This is a genomic window from Flammeovirga agarivorans, from assembly GCF_012641475.1.
Taxonomy (GTDB): Bacteria; Bacteroidota; Bacteroidia; order Cytophagales; family Flammeovirgaceae; genus Flammeovirga; species Flammeovirga agarivorans.
This window is the reverse complement of record NZ_JABAIL010000012.1, coordinates 51,716-75,142: the sequence shown is the minus strand read 5'-3', so window position 1 is coordinate 75,142 and position 23,427 is coordinate 51,716. Positions and strand designations below refer to the sequence as shown.

Below are 23,427 nucleotides of genomic sequence, written 5' to 3'. Positions count from 1 at the left end.
AGTGCTTATGACCACTCATCATAACTATCGAAATCATCTTCTAAGTTATTAAGGTCATCGTTATATGCATCCATATCGATATCAGTTACTTCGATTGGGGCATCATCCATCACTTCACCGTCAAATTCGTTGGAGTCATCTTCAATGATACCTACCATACCTTCATCGGCATCCATATCGCCTTCATGGGCAATTTCACCAGCTACGACATCACCTTCCAAACTGTCATCTTCAGTGAGTACCTGACCAGAAACTATATCTTCTTGGTCATCAGCAATTTCACCTGTAACTACGTCTTCTGGATCATCTTTTTCTACTTCAAGGTCATGGTATGGTACAGTATCGTAATCTACTGTTGGGTCACCATTTTCATCCACTTCTTCCGCATAAAAAGTAGCGTAATGTGTTCCATTCCATTCAAAAACTCCACCAGCACCGAGTTCTTTTCTAGCAGCAGCAAATGCTTCATTGAAAGTCATATCGTCTGTAACAGTTCCATCAGATGCCATTGGGGCAGTATGAGGATCAAAAGGATCATTTTCCTCTTCTACAGTGGCAGTTACTTCGGGAGTTTCAGAAGTATCCGAAGGTGTCGCTTCATTTTCACTTGCATTAAGAGCAGTAGGTGGTTGCTCTGTAGCTTCTTCAGAAGCGCCTTCAGCAGTTTCTCCAGAATGTTCATCGATAAAAGTTTTTACCATTCTAGCTCCTAAGCCAATGGCAAATGCACCGACAATATGTCCTCCACCGTGTACCAGTACTTCTTTCGCAGTTTCTAGTTTATCTTTATCTAAAATGGGCTTTTGGGTAGAAGACTTTTCTGATATTTCTGTTTTTGCTTCTTTATTTTGTGCTTTAAACTCCTCCTCATTCATGATGAGAGTTTTATCCATACTTTTCTTATGCATTATGATTCATTTAAAGAACTTAAAACTAATTTTCTAGGACTTTTACCTTTTATGGTAGGTGTCTGCTTATTATTTGTGGCTTTTAAAACGTTGGCCTTAACGTATGGGTATAATTCTTCTACAGTAACATAATTATCTTTATTTCTGTCTGCTTTACCTTCTAATCCATTGATAAGAAAATACGAAAAAGCACCTTGTCGAACACTTGCAATTTCTTGTGATACTTCTTGTCCTGTGGAAGACATAAATATTAGAATATTAGTGTCTTGTTGGTCGAATGAAGTAGATACTGAAGTATTTACTCGATTTGATGAGTTGTTTCCAATATTTCCAGCAAAACAAGCGTCGGCATAAACAATCTTATTTTTTACCTTATACCTTTTAAAAACGCTTTTTATCTCGTCAAAAGCAAGTACGTTTCTGGAGATATCATAAGGGTAAAAGACATTATTTTCTCCTCCATGTCCGGAAAAGAAAAATACAATCATATCATTGGGTGATGCCTTAGAATAGATCTTGTGCATAGTGTTAATGATATTTACTTTATTTGCTGCTTCGTCAATCAGAACAGCCATATTCTCTTTTTTTATTCCTCCTTTATCACTTTTTAGAAAAGAAGAAAAACGATAGGCATCATCGTCACAATAGTTTAAATCATAACCTGAACCTTCATAGTTGGCAACGCCAACAACTACAGCATATTTTTGGGGAGTTTGAGTAAAAGAAAAATATGGTGTAAAGAATAATAGAAGTAAAAAATACGTTGTCCGTAACATTTATATTTTATTTTCATTTAATACAAATGAAATATTTATTTCCAATAAATTCAAAATAAAATTAAAAAAATCATAATTTAGCGATTGATATCTTTATCAACAAAGCTTGTTTACCCCAAGTATACATGCCTTACCCAAATTTTTTTAACATTAATGATCGATAATATTATTTTCAATTACCGCCTAACTGAGAAAATAGGAACAGGTGGTATGGCTACTGTTTATTTAGGTATCCATGAAAAATTAGGAACTCCTGCAGCAGTAAAAGTTTTACACAAGAATTTTGTTGAAAACGAAAAAGTAAAGCAGCGTTTTATCAATGAAGCAAAGGCATTGTATTCTTTATCTCATCCATATATCGTAAGACTTTTAAATTATGAAGATGATGGAGAGCATCTAATCATGATTTTAGAGTATATAGATGGGGTAGATCTTAAAGAATATATTCAGCAACATCCTGAAATCAAATCTGTAGATAATGCTATTCCGTTCTTCTCAAAGGTTTTGGAAGCGTTTGCTTATGCACATAAAAAAGGATTGGTACATCGAGATATCAAACCTTCAAACATTATGGTGAATAAGGAAGGGAATCCTGTAGTCCTAGATTTTGGTATCGCCAAGTTGCAAGATAATATGGAGGCTTCTTTAACTGGGACAAATGCTTTGATGGGAAGTAGACCGTATATGTCTCCGGAACAGATTAAGAGTGCAAAACATTTGGATCATCGTAGTGATATTTACAGTTTAGGGGTAACATTATATCAATTATTGACAGGGGAAAACGCTTACGATACGACAACATTATCTGAATGGGATGTGATGAATAAAATCGTAACAGAGCCTTTACCTAGAGCAAGTGAAAAGAATATCGATGTAACTGAAGGTATTGAAAAAGTAATTGATAAAGCAACAGCAAAAAAAGCAGAAGACCGTTTTCAAAATTGTGATGAGTTTGCTTTAGCACTAGTTAATCATAAAAGCTTTGAGTCTGAAAATATTGTTGATGAATCAACCTTAGTGGAAGAAGAAAACTCTAAACCCTATGATGTGGATTCAACTCTAGTAGAAGAAGACATATCTCAGAAGACACAAAAGTTTGAAGAGAATTCTTCAACCGGAGTTCCAAAAACTAAAGAAAACAGAGATAATAAATTACCATTCATTGCAGCAGGTATTACAGGTATTCTTCTATTGTCAGGAATCGTTTATTATTCGTTTATGAGAAGTGATACTTCGATAAAAGAAGAATCGAGTTTAGTATCGGAAGTAGAAGTGGAAAAAGTAGAAGAGAGCGATGATAATGAATGGTTAAAGGCAGAAAACCTTAATACGTCTTCTAGTTATTCAACATTTATTGAAAAGTTTCCAGAAAGTGAGCATAAAAAAAACGCTCTGGAAAATCTTGCAAAAATTCATTTCGATAGCCTTTTAGGCCTTAAGAATAAACATGAACAGGTTGCTAATTTCTTTAAAACGGAATTATCGAAACATTTGAGTGACTCTATAAGGTCAAACTATGAAAAACTAAAAAAGAAGGAATTTCCTCCAATCGATATTACAATTAAAAGTGGCAAGACATTCTTGTATAAAAATGTACCTGAAGTAATTAAAGTAAGCCATACCGGTAACAATAACTACAATGTTAATGCGAGTAGTAATTCAAAAGTAGCAAAAAGAGAAGGGAGGAAAAACGAATATTCTATAATTGCAAAAGATAATAATAAGGTAAATATTAAAATTAATGGATCTGGAAAATCAGCAAACAAATATTTTAAAGTTATCAACACACCTCAACCGACAATTGAATATAAGTTCGAGGATTTGCAAATTTTAGTAAAACCAATTTCCAACAAAAACTTTAAAATTAACTATCCTAATGAAGCAAATTACCGTGTAGTAGATTGGTCCATTGATATTATTGGTGAAAATGATGAGATTATTTATACACACAAAATAAAAGGTGGTAAGCAACAGGTTGATCTTAGAAGGTGGAAAGATAAAGCTATTGAATACCAGGTTAATATTAATACTGTAGTTAGGAAAAACTCATTAGGGACAACAGAAAAAGTGACTATAAAAGGAGATAATAAAATTACCCTATACAACTAATATGCTTAATAACACAATTTTAAACTACAAACTCACCAAAGAGATTGGTGAAGGAGGTATGGCAACTGTTTACCTGGGTATCCATGAAAAATTGGAAACACCTGCTGCCATAAAAGTTTTACATAAGAACTTTACCAAAAATGAAAAAGTCCGTCAGCGTTTTATCAATGAAGCGAAGGCATTGTATTCTTTATCTCATCCATACATCGTAAGGCTCTTGAATTATGAAGATGATGGAGAACATCTAATCATGATTTTAGAGTATATAGACGGGGTAGATCTTAAAGAATATATTCAGCAGCACCCTGAAATCAAATCTGTAGATAATGCTATCCCATTTTTTGCAAAGGTCTTGGAGGTATTTGCCTATGCACATAATAAAGGATTGGTACATCGAGATATCAAACCTTCAAATATTATGGTGAATAAGGAAGGGAATCCTGTGGTCTTAGATTTTGGTATCGCCAAGTTACAAGACAATATGGAGGCTTCTTTAACTGGAACAAATGCTTTGATGGGAAGTAGACCATATATGTCTCCAGAACAGATAAAGAGCGCAAAACACCTAGATCAGCGAAGTGATATTTACAGCTTAGGTGTAACATTATATCAATTGTTGACGGGTGAAAATGCCTATGACACAACAACACTTTCTGAATACGATGTGATCATGAAAATAGTAAATGATCCATTACCAAGAGCTAGTGAAAAGAACACTGAGGTTAGTGTTGGCATTGAAAAAGTAATTGATAAGGCGACAGCAAAAAAAGCAGAAGACCGTTTCCAAAACTGCGATGAGTTTGCTACTTCACTTATTAATTATAAAAGCCTAGACGTTGAAAATATTATTGACGAAGCAACCTTTGTAGAGGAGCATAACGCTCAAACAAATGACTTAGAGTCAACTGTAGTAGAAGAAAATGTTTCCCAAGAAACTAAAACAAGAAAAGTTACAGAAGAGGTTTCCTCTTCAGATGTTCATAATATCAATAATAAAAACAATAGTAAACTTCCATTTATTACCGCTGGTATTGTGGGGATACTTCTAATTACAGGGATTCTTTATTATTCTTTTTCTGATGTAGATAAAACTGTTAAAGAACAAGAACCTGACCTTGTTGAAGTTTTGAAATCTGAAAAGATAGAAGAAAGTCAGAATGTGGAAATAGTAGAAGGTATTGATGACGCTACACAAACAGGCTCATCATTGAATAATGCTACTATTGATAATAATCCTTCTAAAACTGAAGAAGAACCCTATACTCCGCCAACAGATATAGATAATAATCAGAATACTAATAATGAAGAGGTAAACTTTTCCTCAAATAACTCTAGTGATGAAACCTATAAAGTAGGTGATAAGGTAGAAATTGATGGAAATGCATATTTAGTTGTAGATTATTTATCATTAAAAAAATATGTCGAAGACGGTAAGAATCTAACTTATATAATTACTACATACGTTACAGATATGAGCTACTTGTTTTATGGAGCCACTAGTATTAATGGAGATATTTCAAACTGGGATGTGAGTAATGTAACAAATATGGCAGGTATGTTTGAAGGTGCAACAGACTTTAACGATGACCTTTCAAATTGGGATGTAAGCAATGTTGAAAGTATGTATGAGATGTTTAATGGTGCCAAATCATTTAATTCCGATATATCACATTGGGATGTAGGTAATGTTACTAATATGAGTAGGATGTTTGCAGGTGCAGAATCATTTAATTCCGATATATCAAGTTGGGATGTAGGTAATGTTACCGAAATGGAATATATGTTTTTCCAAAAATATATCAAGGGAATGATGGTGACGTCATCTGGAAAAAGTAATACATCTTACTCATTCAATGGAGATGTATCTAAGTGGGATGTTTCTAATGTAACTAATATGGGAGGTATGTTTCATGGGGCACATTATTTTAATAGTGATCTTTCAAATTGGGATGTAAGTAATGTCACTAATATGAATTCTATGTTTGAAGGAGCAAAGTCGTTTAATTCCGATATATCACATTGGGATGTAAGTAATGTAAAAGATATGAGTGACATGTTTGAAGGAGCAGATTCTTTTAATAAAGGTTTTATTAAGACTTGGAGTCAACAACCAATTAAAACCAAAGCTGACATAACAGGTACGATCAAAAGAGTAGAAAAATATGCAATGAAGGTTATAGTTACTGGTTTTAACGATAGGATAATTAAGAATGCTAAAATAGAGTTTAGAAATAGGTTAGGAATAACGAAATATACAAGGTATACAAATGACAAAGGAGAGATAATATTTTATGAACCGGAATTTTCTGTTAGTGATTTTGATGGTTTTTCTTATAAACTAACCTATGAAGGGAAAAAGTTTAAGGATTATATTTATATATCATCAGATGATAGAGTACTTAATGTGAATAAGTATTAAAAGCCTTATTTGAAATAATACTATAATTTTTATAGATATGCTTAACCAAACTATTTTTAACTACAAACTCACCAAAGAGATTGGTGAAGGGGGTATGGCAACCGTTTACCTAGGTATCCATGAAAATTTGGAAACACCTGCTGCCATAAAAGTTTTACATAAGAACTTTACCAAAAATGAAAAAGTACGCCAGCGTTTTATTAATGAAGCGAAGGCATTGTATTCTTTATCTCATCCATATATTGTAAGACTCTTAAATTATGATGATAATGGGGAACATTTAATCATGATTTTGGAATATGTAGACGGTGTAGACCTTAAAGAATATATTCAGAAACATCCTGAAATTAAATCAGTAGATAATGCGATTCCTTTCTTTGCAAAGGTTTTAGAAGCTTTTGCTTATGCACATAAAAAAGGATTGGTACATAGAGATATCAAACCTTCTAATATAATGGTGAATAAGGATGGGAATCCAGTTATCTTGGATTTTGGTATCGCCAAATTACAAGATAATATGGAAGCGTCTTTAACAGGTACAAATGCCTTAATGGGGAGTAGACCATATATGTCTCCAGAGCAGATTAAGAGCGCTAAACATTTAGATCATCGTAGTGATATTTACAGTTTAGGAGTGACATTATATCAATTGCTCACTGGTGAAAATGCTTACGATACAACAACGCTCTCTGAATGGGATGTAATGAATAAGATCGTTACTGAACCACTACCTAGAGCAAGTAGCAAGAATTCAGATGTGACTAGTGGTATTGAAAAAGTAATCGATAAAGCTACAGCGAAAGATGTTACTCAACGTTATCAAAACTGTGTAGAGTTTATTGAAGCGCTTGTCAACTATAAAATGTTAGAGCAAGCAGAAATAGACTATGAAGCGACAGTTTATGAAGAAGCTCTCCCTTCAAAGTCTGTAGAAGACACAATAATTGAAGAGAATTTATCTTCCAATAGCACAACTAGTAACATTGTACAGAGTGATGAAAAAAGCGAAAACAATGTTATTAATGAGGATAAAGAGAGTAAAAATAAACTTCCATTAGTTGCTGCAGGAGTTGTAGGTTTCTGTATTTTATTTGGAGTATTATTTTATTCATTTACCACTGACTCTTCTGATCATTTGGAAGGTGAGAATATAACCCTTTCAGAAGCACCAGCTGTCGAAGAGGAAAATACGAGTGAGGAAGTAATTACTCAAGGTGATAATATCACCAAAAGTGAGATAGATGAAAGTTCAGAGGATGAATCTTGGAGTTTAGCACAAAAGGAAAATAGTATTACTTCTTACAAAAGTTATTTATCATCCTATCCTAATGGAGAATATACAATACAAGCAGAGAAGAAAATAAAGACCTTGCGAGAAGAATCGTTATGGGTTTCTTCAAAAAAGAAAAATACAGTATCAGCTTACGAAAATTATTTGAGTTATTACCCTCAAGGGAAATTTAAAACAAGTGCGAGAAGTAGAATAAATAAGTTAAAAGCAGATGCTAAAGATGCTGAAGAAGTAAAATATTGGAACTTTGTAAAAGAGCAAAATACAATAACTGCTTACAGCACTTATTTAAGCTATTATCCTCAAGGAAAATATAAAGTGGTTGCACAAAAGAAAATTGAGGAACTAAAGACAAATCAGGCCTCATTTGAAGAAAATGATTTATGGGCATCCACAAAGAGACAAAATACAATATCAGCATATGAGTATTATCTTAGATCATATCCTTATGGTGTTTATAAAACAGATGCTGAGCTTTTTATTTCGACTTTAAAAATTGAAAATGAAGAGATAAATAAAGAAGAGGAAGATTTTTGGGCAAAAGCGATAAGAACAAATACAGAATCTTCTTACAGTAATTATTTGCTAAAATACCCCAATGGAAAACATGTAAATGAGGCAAAAGAATTTCTGAAAAAATTCAAAAAAGTCACTTCAATTAGAGGCCATATTACAGACGAATATGGAAATGCATTACCAGGAATTTCTGTGATAGTACAAGGCACTAATAGAGGTGTTGTTTCGGATTATAATGGTAATTATTCTTTGTCTGTAAAAACAGGTGAAACTATTTATTTTTCGTTTATAGGTTATGAAAAAAAGTATTACACCATTGGTACAGCACAAAATATAACAACTGTATTGAAAGCAGCAGAAAGAAAAGGGTTGTTTAAACGTCGAAAATAGATACATGAAGAGATATCTCCAGTTTCAATACTGGTGTATCTCTTTCATTGAAAACTACTTATAGTACATCTTAAATTGAACCTATTATTAATTCAAAAAGAGAACTCTTTTTAACGTAAATTAAATTTTGTATACTTGTGAATCACGCTTCTTTACCGATAATTAGTTCTATAGCAATCAGGATCTAAATACAGAGGCAGATTATTTTTTTTACCTTCTATTCAACAACTTCTACCCTTACCCTAAAATGATAGGAAAGACATTTTTTAACTACAAAATCACCAAGAAAATTGGTGATGGCGGGATGGCCACAGTTTATGAAGCGATACATGAACAATTAGAAACAAAAGCAGCCATCAAAATCTTACATCAGAATTTAACCACTAACGAAAATGTAAGAAAAAGATTTTCCAATGAGGCAAAAGCACTCTATGGATTATCACACCCAAATATTGTAAGACTTTTAAATTATCATGAATCTGAAGAAGAATTAGTCATGATATTGGATTATGTTGACGGTATTGATCTTAAAACCTATATTGAACAGAATCCATCAATTTCAGAATTAGAGAATGCTATTCCTTTCTTTATTCAAATTTTAGCAGCCTTTAATTTTGCCCATCAAAATAATATTATTCACAGAGATATTAAACCGTCTAATATAATGGTTACGTCTAGTGGAAAACCGATAATATTAGATTTTGGTATTGCCAAAGTAGCCGACGATTTACAGATTTCGTTGACAGGTACTAACGCAATGATGGGTAGTAGACCTTATATGAGTCCAGAACAAATTAAAAGTTCTAAGCATATTGATAAAAGGTCGGATGTTTATAGTCTTGGTATCACTCTTTATCAACTCTTAACAAGAGAAAGTGCGTACAATACCAATACACTTTCAGAATATGATTTAATCATGAAGATTGTCAATGAACCACTGCCATTGCCTTCTTCAAAAAACACAAATATTACTCCTGCTTTAGATAAAGTTATTCAGAAAGCGACAGCAAAAGACCCTAACGCTCGTTTTGAATCTTGTGAGGAATTCTCTTATGCTTTAAATAACTTGGATGAATTTAATGATTCAACCATTATAGAAGAAGAACCTAACTTTGAAGAGACTAAAATTGATACAACTCCTGTCAATGAAGTCCCTACAGAAAAGGCTTCAATACCTAAAGAGAATAACCAAAGCTCAGATAATGAAGAAGAACGAAAGAAGAAGATGATCATGTTCGGTGGTGCAGCAGCGGCAGTCGTTCTATTAATTGTTATTCTCACTTTCTCATTATCATCATCAGATGATTCTGTAGTGACAGCAAATGTAGTAGAGGAAACCCCTGAGGAGACATCTATGCAAATCGCAAGTGATAGTTTAGTAGATAGTCTATCTATTGCATCTTTAGAAGAGAACATTGACGAAGAGGCTCCAGAAGAAGAAACTCCTATAGAAGTAGTTCAAGAAGAAGCACCAAAACCTAAGCCACGACCTCAGGTTACAAAGCCTGAACCTGTTCGTAAAAAAGAAGAGCCAGTGGTTGTTCAAGAAGTTGTAGTAGAGGAACCTAAAGAATCGAAACAAGAATTTGAGGTAAGACAAGCAAGACTGGCTGCTATTAGTACTGAACTTACAAAATTGACAAAACTTTATGATTCAGAACAGTATTTCGCAAGAAGTGGTCTAAGAAGAGCGTATAAGTTGGAAGTGAATATGAACATGTATATTAAAGAAGGTAAGCTATTTATACATGAACATTGGGAGAAATGGAAAGCCAATCAATTAAGTACAGCTTATGGTTGGGATAGTGAAGGTGATTACTATGATGATTTTGAATTATCTTCATTAAAACCTCTATCTTCTAATAATTTCGAAAAGTCTAAAGATGGATTTAGAATTAGATCTCTATCATTAAGAGATGGAAATACATCTTACTTTATGTCTTATAATTATGAAACGGTAATACCGTTAGATAGTGAAGGAAATTCAGATTATAATAAAAAAGTGAACATTCCGTTTAATTGGGATAATATTAATGAGTATACAGGAAACGTTGATTATAAATTGACACCTCTTCATCTAGTAGACCTTATTAATGAAGCCATTAAATTATCAGAAGGCAAAAAAGCAGTCTTCTAGTCTATTTTATATAAACAAGTATTATTCTAGCTTTTAGAAATCTTTCTAAGAGCTAGAATAATTTTCAAGACTTCTCTGTGTTATCATCTGTAGAATGAAACTGCCTTATTAATCTTTACCATGAAATATTTAATTTTTTTTAGTGCTTTATTTTTTATTGCACCTACTGTTTATGGCTCAATGTCTGACGAGTTGATACTATCTGATACAACAGTCTATGAAAATCCAGAAGATCCGGCAGGGTATCCAAAGGGTATGGGAGCATTTTACTTGGAAGTACAAAAGCAGATAGATTATCCAATTTCGGCTTTTGAAAGTAAGTTAAATGGGAAGGTGTATATATCATTTGTTGTTGAAAAAGATGGTACGGTATCCAATGTTTTAGTTGAAAGATCTCTAAATGAAGAATGTGATCGAGCAGCGAAAGATATCGTAAAGAAATTAGTTCCATGGATTCCTGCAAAGAATAATGAAAAATTAGTGAGACAAAAAATGATGTTACCTATATCTTTTGACTATAAAGCCAGAAAGAAATTCTTGAATAAGAAATCGTAGCACTGATATAAAATAGATTCTTACCATTTCTGGGTGATTTACTCAGGAGCAAACTTACAATTATGAAAAAAATAATAGTAGTATTATTACTTACAATCCCCTTTGTTAGTTGTACCTATGAAGAAGACAATTCATTGTATTGTGATTGGGTAAAAGTAATTACTCCAGCAGGTGAAACTCGAGTACCAAATTATGGTTATTCGGAAGGAGATATTATTTCAACACCTATTGGACAAGGTACTGTTGTAGGGTGTACCCATGCAGGTTCTACACCAGGTGCAGTTTAATGTTCAATAAAATCATATTTATATAGATATAGGTATTTCAATCTTTCAAATTATTTATCACTCTTTTAACTCAACCCTAACTTAAATCCGTCTTAACATCATGTTGGATTCTGTAATTTTTAACTATCGACTTACCAAAAAAATAGGTGAAGGAGGGATGGCTAAAGTATACTTAGGTATACATGAGCAATTAGAAACCCCAGCAGCTATTAAGGTTTTGGACTCGGCTTTTGTTTCTAATGAAACAGTTCGCCAAAGGTTTATCAATGAAGCCAAGGCACTATATAAATTAAGTCACCCATATATTGTTAGACTTCTCAATTATGAAGATAATGGCAAGCAATTGATCATGATTTTGGATTTTATTGATGGGGTTGATTTAAAAGAACATATTCAACTTCATCCTGAGATAAAATCACCTGATGTAGCAATAACGTTCTTTCAAAAAGTCCTAGAAGCATTCTCTTTTGCCCATGGACAAGGAGTTGTACATAGGGATATTAAGCCATCTAATATAATGGTAAAGAAAGATGAAACTCCTATTATCCTAGATTTTGGTATTGCTAAGCTACAGGATAATTTAGAGCTGTCGTTAACGGGTACAAATGCTTTGATGGGAAGTAGATTGTATATGTCTCCTGAACAGGTAAAAAGTGCGAAGCATTTAGATCACCGCAGTGATATTTATAGTTTAGGAGTGACTTTATATCAATTATTAACGGGCCAGAGGGTTTACGATACCACTACTTTATCAGAGTGGGATGTAATGAATAAAATCGTTTCAGAGCCATTGCCGAGAGCAAGTCAGTTTAATAGCGAAGTAACTCCACGGTTAGAGGCTATAATTGATAAAGCGACCGCTAAAGATTTGGAACAAAGATTTCAGTCATGTGAAGAATTCAGTTCAGCTTTATCTGATGTGGATAATTTTCCATTACCTATTTTAGGTGATGATACGGTGATTGAAACAAATCCCAAAAATAGCGAAGCGACCGTTATTGAAGAACGTCCATCTTTACAAAAGTCAGTAGAAGTAAAAGAAGAGAAGAAGGCTATTCCGGTGACAAAAGGTGATGGAGATAACAATAAAAAGATAATTATCGGTGTAGCAGTAGGTATTATAGTATTACTGTCTACAGTCTTTGTTGTTTTTTATGGAGGAGACGAAACAACACCATCTTCTGAAACTATTTCAGAAGCAGTGCCAGCTAAAACAGAAGAGGCTAAAGTAGAAACAACAAAACCTCAACTTTCCAAAGAAGAGTTATTAAAGCAACAAGATAAAGAGGCGTATGATGCAGCTAGAAAGAAAAATACAGTAAGTGCTTACCAAGCTTATCTTAAAGAATATCCACAAGGAAATTATGTGAAGGATGCAAAAGGTAGAATTAGTGCACTTCGAGCAGCATATGCTAAAGCAAAAGATAAAAAAGCTTGGGATAAGGCTAGAAAAACTAATACAATTTCAGCGTATAAAAGTTATCTAGCCAATTATAAAAAAGGGAAATATAGAACAAATGCTGAACAAGCAATCATAGACCTTGAGATGGCAATAGGTGAAGCTGAAATAGATAATGAACCAGAGGAGGTAGTCGAAGAAATTTTTGAGATTGTTGAAGATCCTGCTGCATACCCTGGGGGTATGGGACAATTTTATAAATGGGTTGGTCAAAATATGAAATACCCATCACAGGCAAAAAGAATGGGAGTAGAGGGTAAAGTATACGTTCAATTTGTAGTAGATAAAGATGGGTCCCTTACTGATGTAAGAGTTGTAAGGGGTATCGGTGCAGGATGTGATGAAGAGGCTGTTAGAGTAATTAGGAAAGCTCCGAAATGGAAACCTGGTACTCAAAGGGGTCGAAAAGTAAAACAGAGAATGGTTTTACCAATAAGCTTTAAATTAGGTTAACATAAAGTATTAAAGAGTAGTGGATTATTTTTCACTACTCTTTTTTAATGTCTAAAAACTCATATTAAAATATTTCTCAAAGGTATTCTGAGATACACCTATCAATTTATAGGCTTTGGCTTTATTCTTATTGACTAAGTGATAGACCTTATGGTAGTGTTGATGAAGAATGAAATCTTGCTTTAATGAGTTGACTTGTTTGTCGATAGCATTGCCAATACGTTGTGGGAGTTCTGCAGGCGTAACAGTTTCCCCTTCTTTATTAAAAACATAGAGTCCCATAATAATATTTTCTAGTTCTCTGATATTTCCAGGGAAATGATAATCCATCATCATTTTCTCCGTTTCTGGAGCGAGCTTCATTACTTTTTTCCTTTTGAAATAGCGTTGCTGTGTTTTTAAGAAGTGCTTAATTAATGCTTTTTTACTTTCCTTTGAAATATCTTTCAATGAGGGTAAGTTGAGTTCTACTACTGATAATCTGTAGAAAAGATCCCAACGAAATGTTCCTTCTTCGCACTTTTTTGATAAGTCTCTATGTGTGGCACAAACTACCCTAACATCTATTTTTTTATCATTGCCGCCAATAGGTGTAATCACTTTTTCTTGTAATACTCTTAGTAGTGTTTGCTGCATTTTGGGAGAAATATCACCGATTTCGTCAAGGAAAATTGTGCCGCCGTTGCATTGCTCAAAGATTCCTTTATGGTTGTCTATAGCCCCTGTAAATGCACCTTTTTTATGCCCGAAGAGTCTACTTTCAAGAAGTTCATCATTTAATGCGGAACAGTTTATAGCTCCAAATTTATTTTCTCTTCTACTGCTAAACAGGTGAATGCTTTTGGCGAGATTTTCTTTACCAGACCCAGTGTCTCCATAAATAAGCGTAGTAACATCTTTACTTTCAGCGACCATTCTTGCTCTAGAGTATACATCTTTTAGATCATCAATAAGCAAGAAATCTTCTTTATGTTCAACACTATTACTGCTCTCAATATATAAAGACTTACGCTCCACATTTTCAGGAATACCTCCCATTTCAAAATACACCTCTTGCAGACTGGTCTTTTCCTCATTTAAAGGCTTCTTAGTTTGAATAAGACGGGTATTTAATTTGATGTTTGGATTTAGGTGAGCGACAATCCAACATGTTTGCATGGCAGGTGTACCGGGTGAGATAAATAAATCTGCTTGGCTGACATCTTCACTTTCTAATCCAATTAAAAACTTTCTGATTTCAGATGAAATCTCAGAGTGATTGATAATGTCTCGGATCATCAATTCTGAGCGAACAATTTTACCTTTATGTTGGGGGAAATCTTCTTGCAGTGTGTTGATTAATAGGTTTTGTCGCACTCTATTTTCATTTCTTGGTGAAGCTATGATTAAGTGGTGCTTGTCATATTTTTCAGACTCAAATACATCTTGATAAAAACTATATGTCGTTCCTTTTTTATTGACTTTTAATTCATGATCTTCAGTATTGATAAAGTCATGTGAAAAAGCGATAAAAGAAATTAAGACCTTCATTTTATATTCAATATTTGAGTGGTAAATTAATTATTGATATGAAAAATAGTTATTTATTGAATTATAGCAAAGGAAATCACTTGGTATTATCTATGCATGTCTTTAGCTAACATACTTAATGATCATCATGAACAAACCTCAGATTATATATAAATTATTCCGTCAGTCAATTTTTGAGATCGAAGCAAAAAAAGAATACCAAAGAGTACGAACAGATCAATTGGTTGGTCTAGCGTATATTTTATTTTTTTTAGAGCTAGAAAGAAGGGATAAAAAGGAAGGTAAGAATAAGTCTGTATCTTTTTCTGGAGATTTTACGGTAAAAGACAGGATTAAAGATTTTCCTTTTTTTGAACTCACTCAGTTGTTGTCCTATATCAAATTGGAGATAACAGGAATTGACGAACTAGATATTTATATGGAGGAAAATGATCTTTATGGAAATGATTATACCCATGTATTAGATAATATCGAATCAGACGATCATTCTATTCTCTCACTTTTCCAATTTACCATTGAAGAATTGATGCATCGAAAGTTTTCTCATGTTAAAGACAAGGAACTTTTCGAGCAAAAAATACTCTCTCAGATAATGTCTACCTCAAAAATTTTTACTGAAGGGGTGGACCATGCTCTATTGATTTCTGAAAATTATTTGAGTGATCATTTACATTTAAGTATACAGTTTAGAAAACTTGTCACAAAAGACCAGCTATTTGGAGAGCTTGTTTTTATGTATACTTTTTTATCCAATGAGCATCACGATTTAAAAAAGGAAAAGAGCGATATATTCAAAACAGAAGAGGAAGATTTAGAAGACGCGATCATCAGTATATATCCTCCTAAAGTAGATGATGAAAATGCAATAGCAGTATCATTGGCCAATGAAAGAGTTCAGCATAAAATATCCTCCGAAAATACGCATTGGTATCTTGTCGATATCGTCTTAAGGTTATTAAAAAATGAAGGGAGGGCTGTAGTGGCTGTGCATTCTTCTTTTCTTGAAAAGCAAGAGTTGAAAAGTTATAAAGAGTATTTCTTGTCGTGTATTTCAGAGTTGGAAATTTATGATCTAGGTGATGAAATACTGAATGGACTAGATACTCTTTTACTCTTCAAAAAAGGAAAGCAGGATATACCCAATGTGCAATTTTCTGCTAAAACAACTGACGATGGCCTACAATCGATTATCGTAAGTAATAGCGAGTTGAAAGAAAATCAGTTCAACCTTTCACCTAGAAGGTATTTGTTGAAAGCTGATGATACAGAGGAAACATACATCACATTGGGAGATGTGCTCACTGTTTTAAACGTTGCTTCAGATACTAGTGATTATACTTCAAAGTTTATCGAACTAACCTCCGATGATCTCAGCGAAAGCTTTTTGAATTATGAAATTGAAATCGATCAGCTAAGAGAAAAGTTTTGGATTGAAAATGAAGGAACCATCGACCAGAGTTGTTTTATCTGTCACTTAAAGCATTTAAAAAATCAACAGTTGCAATATGGTTGGGTGACGCATCAGGAAGAGATTGGAATAATAGCAGATACAAGTCTGACGTATTTTCAGGTAGATGAAAATAAAATTTATGTTCCTTATTTGATTAATGAACTGCATTCGGATTATTTCTTAGAGCAACTGAAGGCCTATGCCAATGGAAATGTAATAAAGGAAATCATAATAGATGATTTCTTGAAAATAAAGATTCCTCTTATCTCAATTCATGATCAGAAATTAAAAGTGGTTGGTTTTAGAGAGGCTTATGTACATTCAAAAGCAAAAGAAATTGGGTTGGAAAAAGCTAATCTAGCTTTGAAGGAAGACTTTTATAAAGAATATAGGTCTCTTCGTCATAATATTGGCCATTTACTTTCTACCATTCAGTCGAGCATTGAGGTGATCGGTAATGTTCTTGAAAATGGAAATTATGATATTGACTTAGCTACTGTGATCAATAAAAAAAGACAGGTAACTTTTGGTGATCAAGTGAATAAAGTAAAGAAAAGTAGTGGCGATATTTATAATTGGCTGAAGAGCTTCGAGGATCAACTTCGACAAGATTATCCATTAGAAAAAGTACCGATACCGGAAGTGATTTCTTTTTTAGAGCGACGTTTCAAAGACCGTAAAGAATTTACGTTTGAGTACGAGAAACCCAAAAAAGATATTGATATCAATATTTATCTCAACAAAGATGCTTTTGTAAAAGTGGTAGATAATGTTGTCCAAAATGCTATTCATCATGGGTTTGTTGACCGTACTAAAAGCTATGCTTTAAAAGCAGAGTTCAACCTAATTCAAAATCAAGAAGGAACGAACCTTTGCTTGGAAATTAGTAATAATGGAGAGCCATTTCCTGATGACTTTGATTTTAATGCTTTGATTGAAAGAGGACAAACGTCGAAACGAAATTCTAATACAGGCCTTGGAGGGAATGATATTTATAGAACAATGAAGGCCATGAAAGGAGAATTTGACTTATATTTAGATAGGAATAGCGAATATTCTGTATGCTATAAGTTATTTTTCTCTTGTGATGTTAGAAATAAAGGTACTATTAGTTGATGATCAACTGGATCAATTAGAATCGTTTATTGTAAATGCTGAAACGAAAGGTCTGGATATTTTCGAAGTAAAAAGCCTGGAAGAAGCCAAAGAAGTGATTTTAAATAAAAAGAATCACTTTGATGCTGTGATCTTGGATGTTCGTTTTTACCTCGAAAAAGGAAGTACTAAAGTAGGGCAAAAGGCCTATCAGGAAGCGGTGTCTTTTTTTACTACCCAAGAGATGAAGTTCTTTACCTTCACTGGTGTAAAAAATCTGGAATATGATGAATCCTTTAGAGAAACATATGGTTTTGATGAGGACGATAGTGAGTTTTTCTTAAAGGGAAAGGACGACAATCGCCTTATAGAACGAATTAAAACCTTTGTACAGGAAGAGGCGGTGAATTGGAAGATTCGCAATGAACATTACGAGCTTTTTAAACTTTGTTCTGATCAATACTTAGGGCAGCATACAGAAAAAGAATTGATCACATTATTATCCATTATTCAGGATGATAGTGAAGTGAATAACAACTTGGAAGTCTACCTATTCAATCCCATCCGAAAGTTATTGGAAGATCTCTTCAAAGTGTTGTATCGAAAAGATTTAATACCCTTGGCCTTAGTACCCAACGGACAAGTGAGGTTAGGCCCCTCGAATAGATTTTGTGCAGGATTCGATGTAGACGGATTCGAGCTAAATCAACCTTATTTTCCAAGATTAATTGCGGATCAAGTGAAGTTTATTTTGGCCGTTACCCAGCCTGCTTCTCATCGATCGAGTTTGGATGGACACTTAGAGTTGAATACTCAAAACTACCTTCTTAAAGGCGTATTGTATCAGCTGTTTGATGTGCTATGTTGGTTTAAGTCTTTTATAGATACCCATCCACAAGCGAATAATTGGAAAGAAGTAGTTTCCCAAAATTATAAAGGGATTATAGAAAAAGATCAATTCGGAAATTACCATTGTGGTGAGTTTCTATTGAATAAACGCTTTGTCTATGATCACAATAAGGAAGGGGACGAAATAGAAGTAACGCAATTTGAAAAAAACACAAGTCCTACTACAAGGAAGAGGTATCCTTATTTTGTGAAGTATTATTTATAATTGAGATTTCACTTACTATGGATGCTAACTAGGAAAGTAGGATGCATTAGTAACTGAAAATTCTCAACAAATGAAGCAAATTAAAACTTTATCATTCTTGCTATTAGTATTTGCTACACAATTTTTTTCATGTGGAGACTATTGTAGTAATGGAACTATCAGAATATATAATTATCACCACAAAGGAGGTAAAGTATATTTTGAGGGAGAAAAGGTAGGAGAAATAGAAGGAGCATTCAACGGTGAACCGGGGATGTTTATTTTAACCATCGAATCAATGGAAGGCTTTGAAATCTGTGGACTTTTAGAAATAGATCGCAGAGGATTTTTTACTTCAGACTACGAGAAAGAAATTTGTCTTAGAGAGTGTGGAGGCTTTGAGCAAGTATTTACCTATTAACTGAATAATATTAATGTTACAGACCGTATCGAAGAAAGTGTTTTTTTTTAGTCTATTACTTTTTCTTGCTAATTATCAAACTTTTGCCCAATCTATCTATCATAAAACGTATGACTTTGGTTACAATGTAGAGTCTGAAGGAAACCTTGTTCTCCATGAAGAAGTAGATACTGCTTCGCTCTCGATTACATTGTTTACGTTTCGTCATGCTTACGATTCAAGTCAATATACATTGATAGGTTCTTGGAAGTTTTATGATGCTTATTCAGGTGACAAAGAATTAGAGGTAACTTTTCTAAACGATAGTTCACAATATGAGCAGCAATTTTATGATGGAATTTTAGCAGAGGAAGGATTGCTAGTCAATAATAAAAAAGTAGGTATATGGAGAAAGTATGAAAAAGCTTATACCACATACGCTGACTATAAGGATGGAAACGAAGAGGTCATAGAAAAGAAATCCTATTCAAAAAATACATCCATTTTGGTCCAACATTATTTTTATAACCAAAAAATTTCAAGAAATGTAGGAGACGAAACTTCGTTTTATGATGATGGGTCTCTGAAATACAAAGCACATTATAACCAAGAAGGTAAAATATTAGGGAAAGCACTTTCTTACTATGAAGATGGAAAACTGAAAACGGAAAAATATACAGAAGGTACTATTCGATATGAGAAAACCTATGATAGGAAGGGACAACTGACCTATTTAGAAGAATTTAATTGGGAGAATCATTGGGAAAAATCGACGGGTTTCTATCAAGGCTCTAACAAAATTAAAGTGATTACAGAACGTAGTCCAGATTATAGAAATAAGGTTATATACTTATATAACAAACAGTCTGAATTACTGAAAAAAGAAGTGGTATCAGATTCACTAATTTCAGTGACTTGGCGTGATGTGGAATATAACTATACTGATCATTCGAAGTATTATCAAATCTTTACTTCTGCTAATGGAAATAGATTATTTGTTATAAACCCTCATTTAATTCCCGCATGTAGGCAATGTGACTTAAAAGTATATCTAATTGTTGATAAGAATAACAAAGTGATAGATCAGCATTATCAGGTAAATGATCAGATCCTTTTAAATGGGGATGATTTTTTGACAGCAGATCTTGATAAACACATTCTGGAAATAGAAACAAATGACAAAGGAGAGGTAGAAAGTGTGATGTATTCGAATAGAACGATGCTACGGTATTACTTTCATATTCAATTTTCAGACAATAAAATCAGTAGAGTGTATAAAACAGATTGGGATCATGTTTTACAATTTGAGCTGACTGTCAATTCTCGAAACAACAAGATCAGAAGAGATTATTATAATGAGGATTATAAATCGATCTACTGGAATTACACTGCGAAAAATCCAATCAAGTACTTTTATGTTGACTTTAAATGTTTGGTTCTGATGGACGAGTATGTTCCTTCTAATCAATTTGAAGATTTGAAGAAACGCATTTTCTATGATGAGAAGGTGATTGACTTCGTGAAGAAAAATTTATACTGCTATAGGTTTCAAAATATGAGTGATCAAGAAAAGGAGACTTATTCTTCAATGCATGTAGTAGTATTCGATGATGACCCTAAAAAAATGAACTATGAAATAATTACATCTCCAACGAACCAACTATTGCCAATTCTAATTTTAGATGAAAAGGAACAGCCTATCTTTGGAATAAAGAACCTTAATTTTTCAGTAGATCAGTTTTTATATTTTTTAAACTCTATTATTGGTGATTAATGCTCAAATATTGATTATTTAAATTTATTATTGAGTTAATTTTTTAATAAAATATTGATTTTCATTGTGTTTTTCTGTTGGTATACTTTATGAATAATGTGTAAGTGAAAATAAATTATTTCACTAATCTCTTTAATCATGAAACTATTACTTTCACTAAGCACATTGCTCTTACTCTCATTGACTACAATAGGAGCTGAAATCGAATGGATCACTATTCAGGAAGCTGAAAAAAGAAATAAAACAGAAGCAAGGCCCATACTTATAGATATTTACACAGATTGGTGTGGCTGGTGTAAAGAATTAGATAAGAAAACGTATGCAGACCCAATTATTATTGATTATATCAATGAACATTATTGGGCGGTGAAATTTAACCCTGAAACCTCCGGAACTTTTACTTTCAACGGTGAAGAATACGGAAAGGATGAACTAGAAGGAACACCTTTTCATGAATTTGAAGTGTTTATTTCTGAAAAGCCTTTATCATACCCGACTACTGCATTTCTAACATCAGATAATCAACAATTTGCTTCATGGGGAGGGTTTTTAGAAAAAGATAAAATGCACTTATTACTGAGTGTTGTTCGCTTAGGGAAAGAAGCAAGCGAAGAAGATGTGGCTGCGTTTCTAGAAAATTATTCATCTCCTTATCCTTCTGAAGCATCGGAATGGGAAGAGGCAGAGGAAGAAACAAATACAGTACAACTCTATGAAGGTGAAGAAATAAATGAGTTGGGTGTTATTCAGAATTTATCACACAAGAGGTATTTCAATCCGAAATTTGAAATGTATGCTCTTGCTGTAGAAGAAGAATACAGTCTTCCTGCTGAAATTATATTAGCGTTAGGTGCTTATTACTCAGATTTTGGTAATAGTGATATGGCAAGATTTACGAATAATCATTTTAGCCTAACGATTTATAAAGATTGGGATTGGGGTACTTATAAAACTGCCGAAGGAACAGTCTACAGAGTATATCCATCCGTTGAGGAAAGCTATAACGACGCTGCTCAATACATTTTAAAAAACTATAGAATACCAAAGAAGTTTTTGAATGCCGATAAAAGTTATGAGGAGTGGACTCAGCTATTGGTAAAAGTGGGTTACATCAACCAAGACGAAATGGCCGAACTGAATGAGATTATTATAAAATATCAACTGGAAAATGTCCAAACAATGTGACATAGTTAGTTGGTGATTAACCGACTCTTTACCCCCAACCTGCCATATACGTTATGGCAGGTACTTCTTTCTTTTCACTCTAATGAATGATATGATGCGTACTCTGTTCTTTCTATTGTTTTTTACTGTTTCTGCTTACTCACAAAATATCGATGTTTACCCCATTAAAGTAACAAGAAACTTCTTAGCCACATGCGGAAATCAAATACCCAAAACAAGTCAGATGTTTTTAGAAAAACAGGTGAAGTTATCCTTGAAAAATAAAGATGGAGAATATCATGCAGAAGTATATCGATTATTGAACAATGGTCAGTATAGGAAGGTGTATGAACTGAAATACGGTAAACTCTTAACTAGTGAAGAGAAGGAATATTATACCCTTCATCAAGGAAAAGGAGCCTTTTTTACAAGCGATAATTACTTTGAAGGTTACCATGATTCTATTATCGAATTCACTATACATCAATTTAAACCAGGATATAGATGCGATTGTCTAGATGAGCCGGTTGTGTTGTTTACCTTTTCAATGTTTGGAAAGTCTATTGTGATGTATGTTAGACAGAAAGAGCTAGAGCAAAATAAATTCTTGATTTAATAAGTAGTGTCTATGAAGTATTTTATGGTAATAGTATTATTGTCTTTCGTTTCAATCGATTCTTTTTGTTTGAGTTATGGATTTGAGCGCCCCATTAACTTTAATAATCCAGAAGAGGTATACTATTATAATTTTTGGAAAGAATTAGCTGAGGGTGAAAATCAATACATTTCTATTGAAGGGCTATTTGATCTTCATCACAACAGAAAAGTAGATCATAAAGAAAGGGAATTTGAAGAGTTAACTTTTCTGATTCCTGTATTGAGAAACAACAATGAACCTTACCCAGAATTTTCTACTACTTTTTTTAATCGAAAGACACAAAGAATTGATATTACTTATAATAGTCAACTTCAAGGAACTGGTGAACCTTATTGGATGAAGGTCGAGATCATTAATTTCAACCTAAATGAATCGAATACTTTATTAGGAATAGAGATAAACGAAACTGTATTTGACTTACAGCAGACCTTTATAGTAAAAAAAATTCAAGACTACACTTCATTAAATATTGATTATATCAAAAGTTGGGAAAAAGAGCGAAAGGCAAAGCAAGCATTACCACCATTCATTCAATTTCTATTTTACAATATGTTAGAAACAGATAAAGATTATGTCTTGTCCTTTATCTACTGTACTGAGTGGGAATTAAAACCAACTGAAGAAGATATCACATGGTATAAAAGATCATTTTCACTTTCAGATCATTTTAAAGTGATATCAAGGCAAGAAAAATCAGATCATTTTTATTTTGTTCAGATGAAAGTACCTAAACATCGGGTTCCAGACCTCCAAATGATTTATTTAGCGGATAGAACTATTGAATTATAATAAACTAAAGGAATTAAACTGAGATTTTAATCGCATCAGTAGATTCCTTTTTTTTAAAACTTAAAATATCAATTTCCCTGATGGAAAGAAAAGGTTTCGTATACGTAGTTGGGAGTGGTTTTATAAAGTTTTTGATTTCAGTTGTCAACGGAAATAAATGTGTTTGATAAAATA

At 33.2% G+C, this 23,427-nt stretch carries 17 protein-coding genes; 14 read left to right on the top strand and 3 right to left on the bottom strand.

Features of this window, described 5'->3' with window-relative positions; all coding sequences use genetic code 11:
* Positions 1-5 precede the first annotated feature (5 nt).
* Together HGP29_RS24775 and HGP29_RS24770 are read right to left on the bottom strand one after the other, a co-directional pair.
* Positions 6-908 carry a hypothetical protein gene (locus tag HGP29_RS24775; RefSeq protein WP_211093410.1) on the bottom strand — a complete coding sequence of 301 codons (903 nt, stop codon included), beginning with the start codon at positions 906-908 and terminating at the stop codon, positions 6-8.
* Complete coding sequence (locus tag HGP29_RS24770) at positions 908-1,684, bottom strand: caspase family protein (protein WP_168885152.1); 777 nt, start codon at positions 1,682-1,684, stop codon at positions 908-910. Before HGP29_RS24770 ends, HGP29_RS24775 begins: the two co-directional genes overlap by 1 nt.
* Before the next feature lie 153 nt (positions 1,685-1,837).
* Between HGP29_RS24770 and HGP29_RS24765 the strand changes: the two genes are divergently transcribed.
* The 7 genes from HGP29_RS24765 to HGP29_RS29090 all read left to right on the top strand — a co-directional run bounded on the left by HGP29_RS24765 (position 1,838) and on the right by HGP29_RS29090 (position 13,300).
* Entirely contained in the window at positions 1,838-3,793 is a 1,956-nt protein-coding gene (locus HGP29_RS24765; RefSeq protein ID WP_168885151.1) for a serine/threonine protein kinase, read from the top strand.
* Between the two features lies 1 nt (position 3,794).
* Positions 3,795-6,212 carry a BspA family leucine-rich repeat surface protein gene (locus tag HGP29_RS24760; RefSeq protein ID WP_211093409.1) on the top strand — a complete coding sequence of 806 codons (2,418 nt, stop codon included), beginning with the start codon at positions 3,795-3,797 and terminating at the stop codon, positions 6,210-6,212.
* A 37-nt stretch (positions 6,213-6,249) separates the two neighbouring features.
* Positions 6,250-8,409: a serine/threonine protein kinase gene (locus HGP29_RS24755; protein ID WP_168885150.1), complete on the top strand. Its 2,160-nt coding sequence runs from the start codon at positions 6,250-6,252 to the stop codon at positions 8,407-8,409.
* A gap of 247 nt (positions 8,410-8,656) precedes the next feature.
* Entirely contained in the window at positions 8,657-10,546 is a 1,890-nt protein-coding gene (locus HGP29_RS24750) for a serine/threonine-protein kinase (protein ID WP_168885149.1), read from the top strand.
* A 120-nt stretch (positions 10,547-10,666) separates the two neighbouring features.
* Complete coding sequence (locus tag HGP29_RS24745) at positions 10,667-11,101, top strand: energy transducer TonB (RefSeq protein ID WP_168885148.1); 435 nt, start codon at positions 10,667-10,669, stop codon at positions 11,099-11,101.
* 62 nt (positions 11,102-11,163) lie between these two features.
* Positions 11,164-11,388: a hypothetical protein gene (locus tag HGP29_RS24740; protein WP_168885147.1), complete on the top strand. Its 225-nt coding sequence runs from the start codon at positions 11,164-11,166 to the stop codon at positions 11,386-11,388.
* A 100-nt stretch (positions 11,389-11,488) separates the two neighbouring features.
* The gene (locus HGP29_RS29090; protein ID WP_168885146.1) at positions 11,489-13,300 is read left to right on the top strand and encodes a TonB family protein; all 1,812 of its coding nucleotides are present in this window, start codon (positions 11,489-11,491) and stop codon (positions 13,298-13,300) included.
* 51 nt (positions 13,301-13,351) lie between these two features.
* Here HGP29_RS29090 and HGP29_RS24730 read toward each other — a convergent pair whose 3' ends face one another.
* Positions 13,352-14,830, bottom strand: a complete 1,479-nt coding sequence (locus HGP29_RS24730) for a sigma 54-interacting transcriptional regulator (protein ID WP_168885145.1) — start codon at positions 14,828-14,830, stop codon at positions 13,352-13,354.
* A gap of 127 nt (positions 14,831-14,957) precedes the next feature.
* Here HGP29_RS24730 and HGP29_RS24725 point away from each other — a divergent pair, with 127 nt between their 5' ends.
* The 7 genes from HGP29_RS24725 to HGP29_RS24695 all read left to right on the top strand — a co-directional run bounded on the left by HGP29_RS24725 (position 14,958) and on the right by HGP29_RS24695 (position 23,253).
* The gene (locus HGP29_RS24725) at positions 14,958-17,396 is read left to right on the top strand and encodes a restriction endonuclease subunit S domain-containing protein (RefSeq protein ID WP_168885144.1); all 2,439 of its coding nucleotides are present in this window, start codon (positions 14,958-14,960) and stop codon (positions 17,394-17,396) included.
* The gene (locus tag HGP29_RS24720) at positions 17,368-18,489 is read left to right on the top strand and encodes a response regulator (RefSeq protein ID WP_168885143.1); all 1,122 of its coding nucleotides are present in this window, start codon (positions 17,368-17,370) and stop codon (positions 18,487-18,489) included. The genes HGP29_RS24725 and HGP29_RS24720 overlap by 29 nt, the downstream gene beginning before the upstream one ends.
* A gap of 70 nt (positions 18,490-18,559) precedes the next feature.
* Entirely contained in the window at positions 18,560-18,889 is a 330-nt protein-coding gene (locus HGP29_RS24715; protein ID WP_168885142.1) for a hypothetical protein, read from the top strand.
* 13 nt (positions 18,890-18,902) lie between these two features.
* Positions 18,903-20,642, top strand: a complete 1,740-nt coding sequence (locus tag HGP29_RS24710) for a toxin-antitoxin system YwqK family antitoxin (protein WP_168885141.1) — start codon at positions 18,903-18,905, stop codon at positions 20,640-20,642.
* 138 nt (positions 20,643-20,780) lie between these two features.
* On the top strand, positions 20,781-21,827 hold the full coding sequence (locus HGP29_RS24705) for a glucosaminidase domain-containing protein (RefSeq protein WP_168885140.1): 1,047 nt from the start codon (positions 20,781-20,783) through the stop codon (positions 21,825-21,827).
* A gap of 91 nt (positions 21,828-21,918) precedes the next feature.
* Entirely contained in the window at positions 21,919-22,422 is a 504-nt protein-coding gene (locus HGP29_RS24700) for a hypothetical protein (RefSeq protein WP_168885139.1), read from the top strand.
* A 12-nt stretch (positions 22,423-22,434) separates the two neighbouring features.
* The gene (locus tag HGP29_RS24695) at positions 22,435-23,253 is read left to right on the top strand and encodes a hypothetical protein (RefSeq protein ID WP_168885138.1); all 819 of its coding nucleotides are present in this window, start codon (positions 22,435-22,437) and stop codon (positions 23,251-23,253) included.
* The last annotated feature ends 174 nt before the right edge of the window (positions 23,254-23,427 follow it).

Bases quoted from the DNA above. Each gene is read 5' to 3' on its own strand.
- HGP29_RS24775 (WP_211093410.1), bottom strand. From the start codon at position 908: ATGCATAAGAAAAGTATGGATAAAACTCTCATCATGAATGAGGAGGAG.
- HGP29_RS24770 (WP_168885152.1), bottom strand. From the start codon at position 1,684: ATGTTACGGACAACGTATTTTTTACTTCTATTATTCTTTACACCATAT.
- HGP29_RS24765 (WP_168885151.1), top strand. From the start codon at position 1,838: ATGATCGATAATATTATTTTCAATTACCGCCTAACTGAGAAAATAGGA.
- HGP29_RS24760 (WP_211093409.1), top strand. From the start codon at position 3,795: ATGCTTAATAACACAATTTTAAACTACAAACTCACCAAAGAGATTGGT.
- HGP29_RS24755 (WP_168885150.1), top strand. From the start codon at position 6,250: ATGCTTAACCAAACTATTTTTAACTACAAACTCACCAAAGAGATTGGT.
- HGP29_RS24750 (WP_168885149.1), top strand. From the start codon at position 8,657: ATGATAGGAAAGACATTTTTTAACTACAAAATCACCAAGAAAATTGGT.
- HGP29_RS24745 (WP_168885148.1), top strand. From the start codon at position 10,667: ATGAAATATTTAATTTTTTTTAGTGCTTTATTTTTTATTGCACCTACT.
- HGP29_RS24740 (WP_168885147.1), top strand. From the start codon at position 11,164: ATGAAAAAAATAATAGTAGTATTATTACTTACAATCCCCTTTGTTAGT.
- HGP29_RS29090 (WP_168885146.1), top strand. From the start codon at position 11,489: ATGTTGGATTCTGTAATTTTTAACTATCGACTTACCAAAAAAATAGGT.
- HGP29_RS24730 (WP_168885145.1), bottom strand. From the start codon at position 14,830: ATGAAGGTCTTAATTTCTTTTATCGCTTTTTCACATGACTTTATCAAT.
- HGP29_RS24725 (WP_168885144.1), top strand. From the start codon at position 14,958: ATGAACAAACCTCAGATTATATATAAATTATTCCGTCAGTCAATTTTT.
- HGP29_RS24720 (WP_168885143.1), top strand. From the start codon at position 17,368: ATGTTAGAAATAAAGGTACTATTAGTTGATGATCAACTGGATCAATTA.
- HGP29_RS24715 (WP_168885142.1), top strand. From the start codon at position 18,560: ATGAAGCAAATTAAAACTTTATCATTCTTGCTATTAGTATTTGCTACA.
- HGP29_RS24710 (WP_168885141.1), top strand. From the start codon at position 18,903: ATGTTACAGACCGTATCGAAGAAAGTGTTTTTTTTTAGTCTATTACTT.
- HGP29_RS24705 (WP_168885140.1), top strand. From the start codon at position 20,781: ATGAAACTATTACTTTCACTAAGCACATTGCTCTTACTCTCATTGACT.
- HGP29_RS24700 (WP_168885139.1), top strand. From the start codon at position 21,919: ATGATGCGTACTCTGTTCTTTCTATTGTTTTTTACTGTTTCTGCTTAC.
- HGP29_RS24695 (WP_168885138.1), top strand. From the start codon at position 22,435: ATGAAGTATTTTATGGTAATAGTATTATTGTCTTTCGTTTCAATCGAT.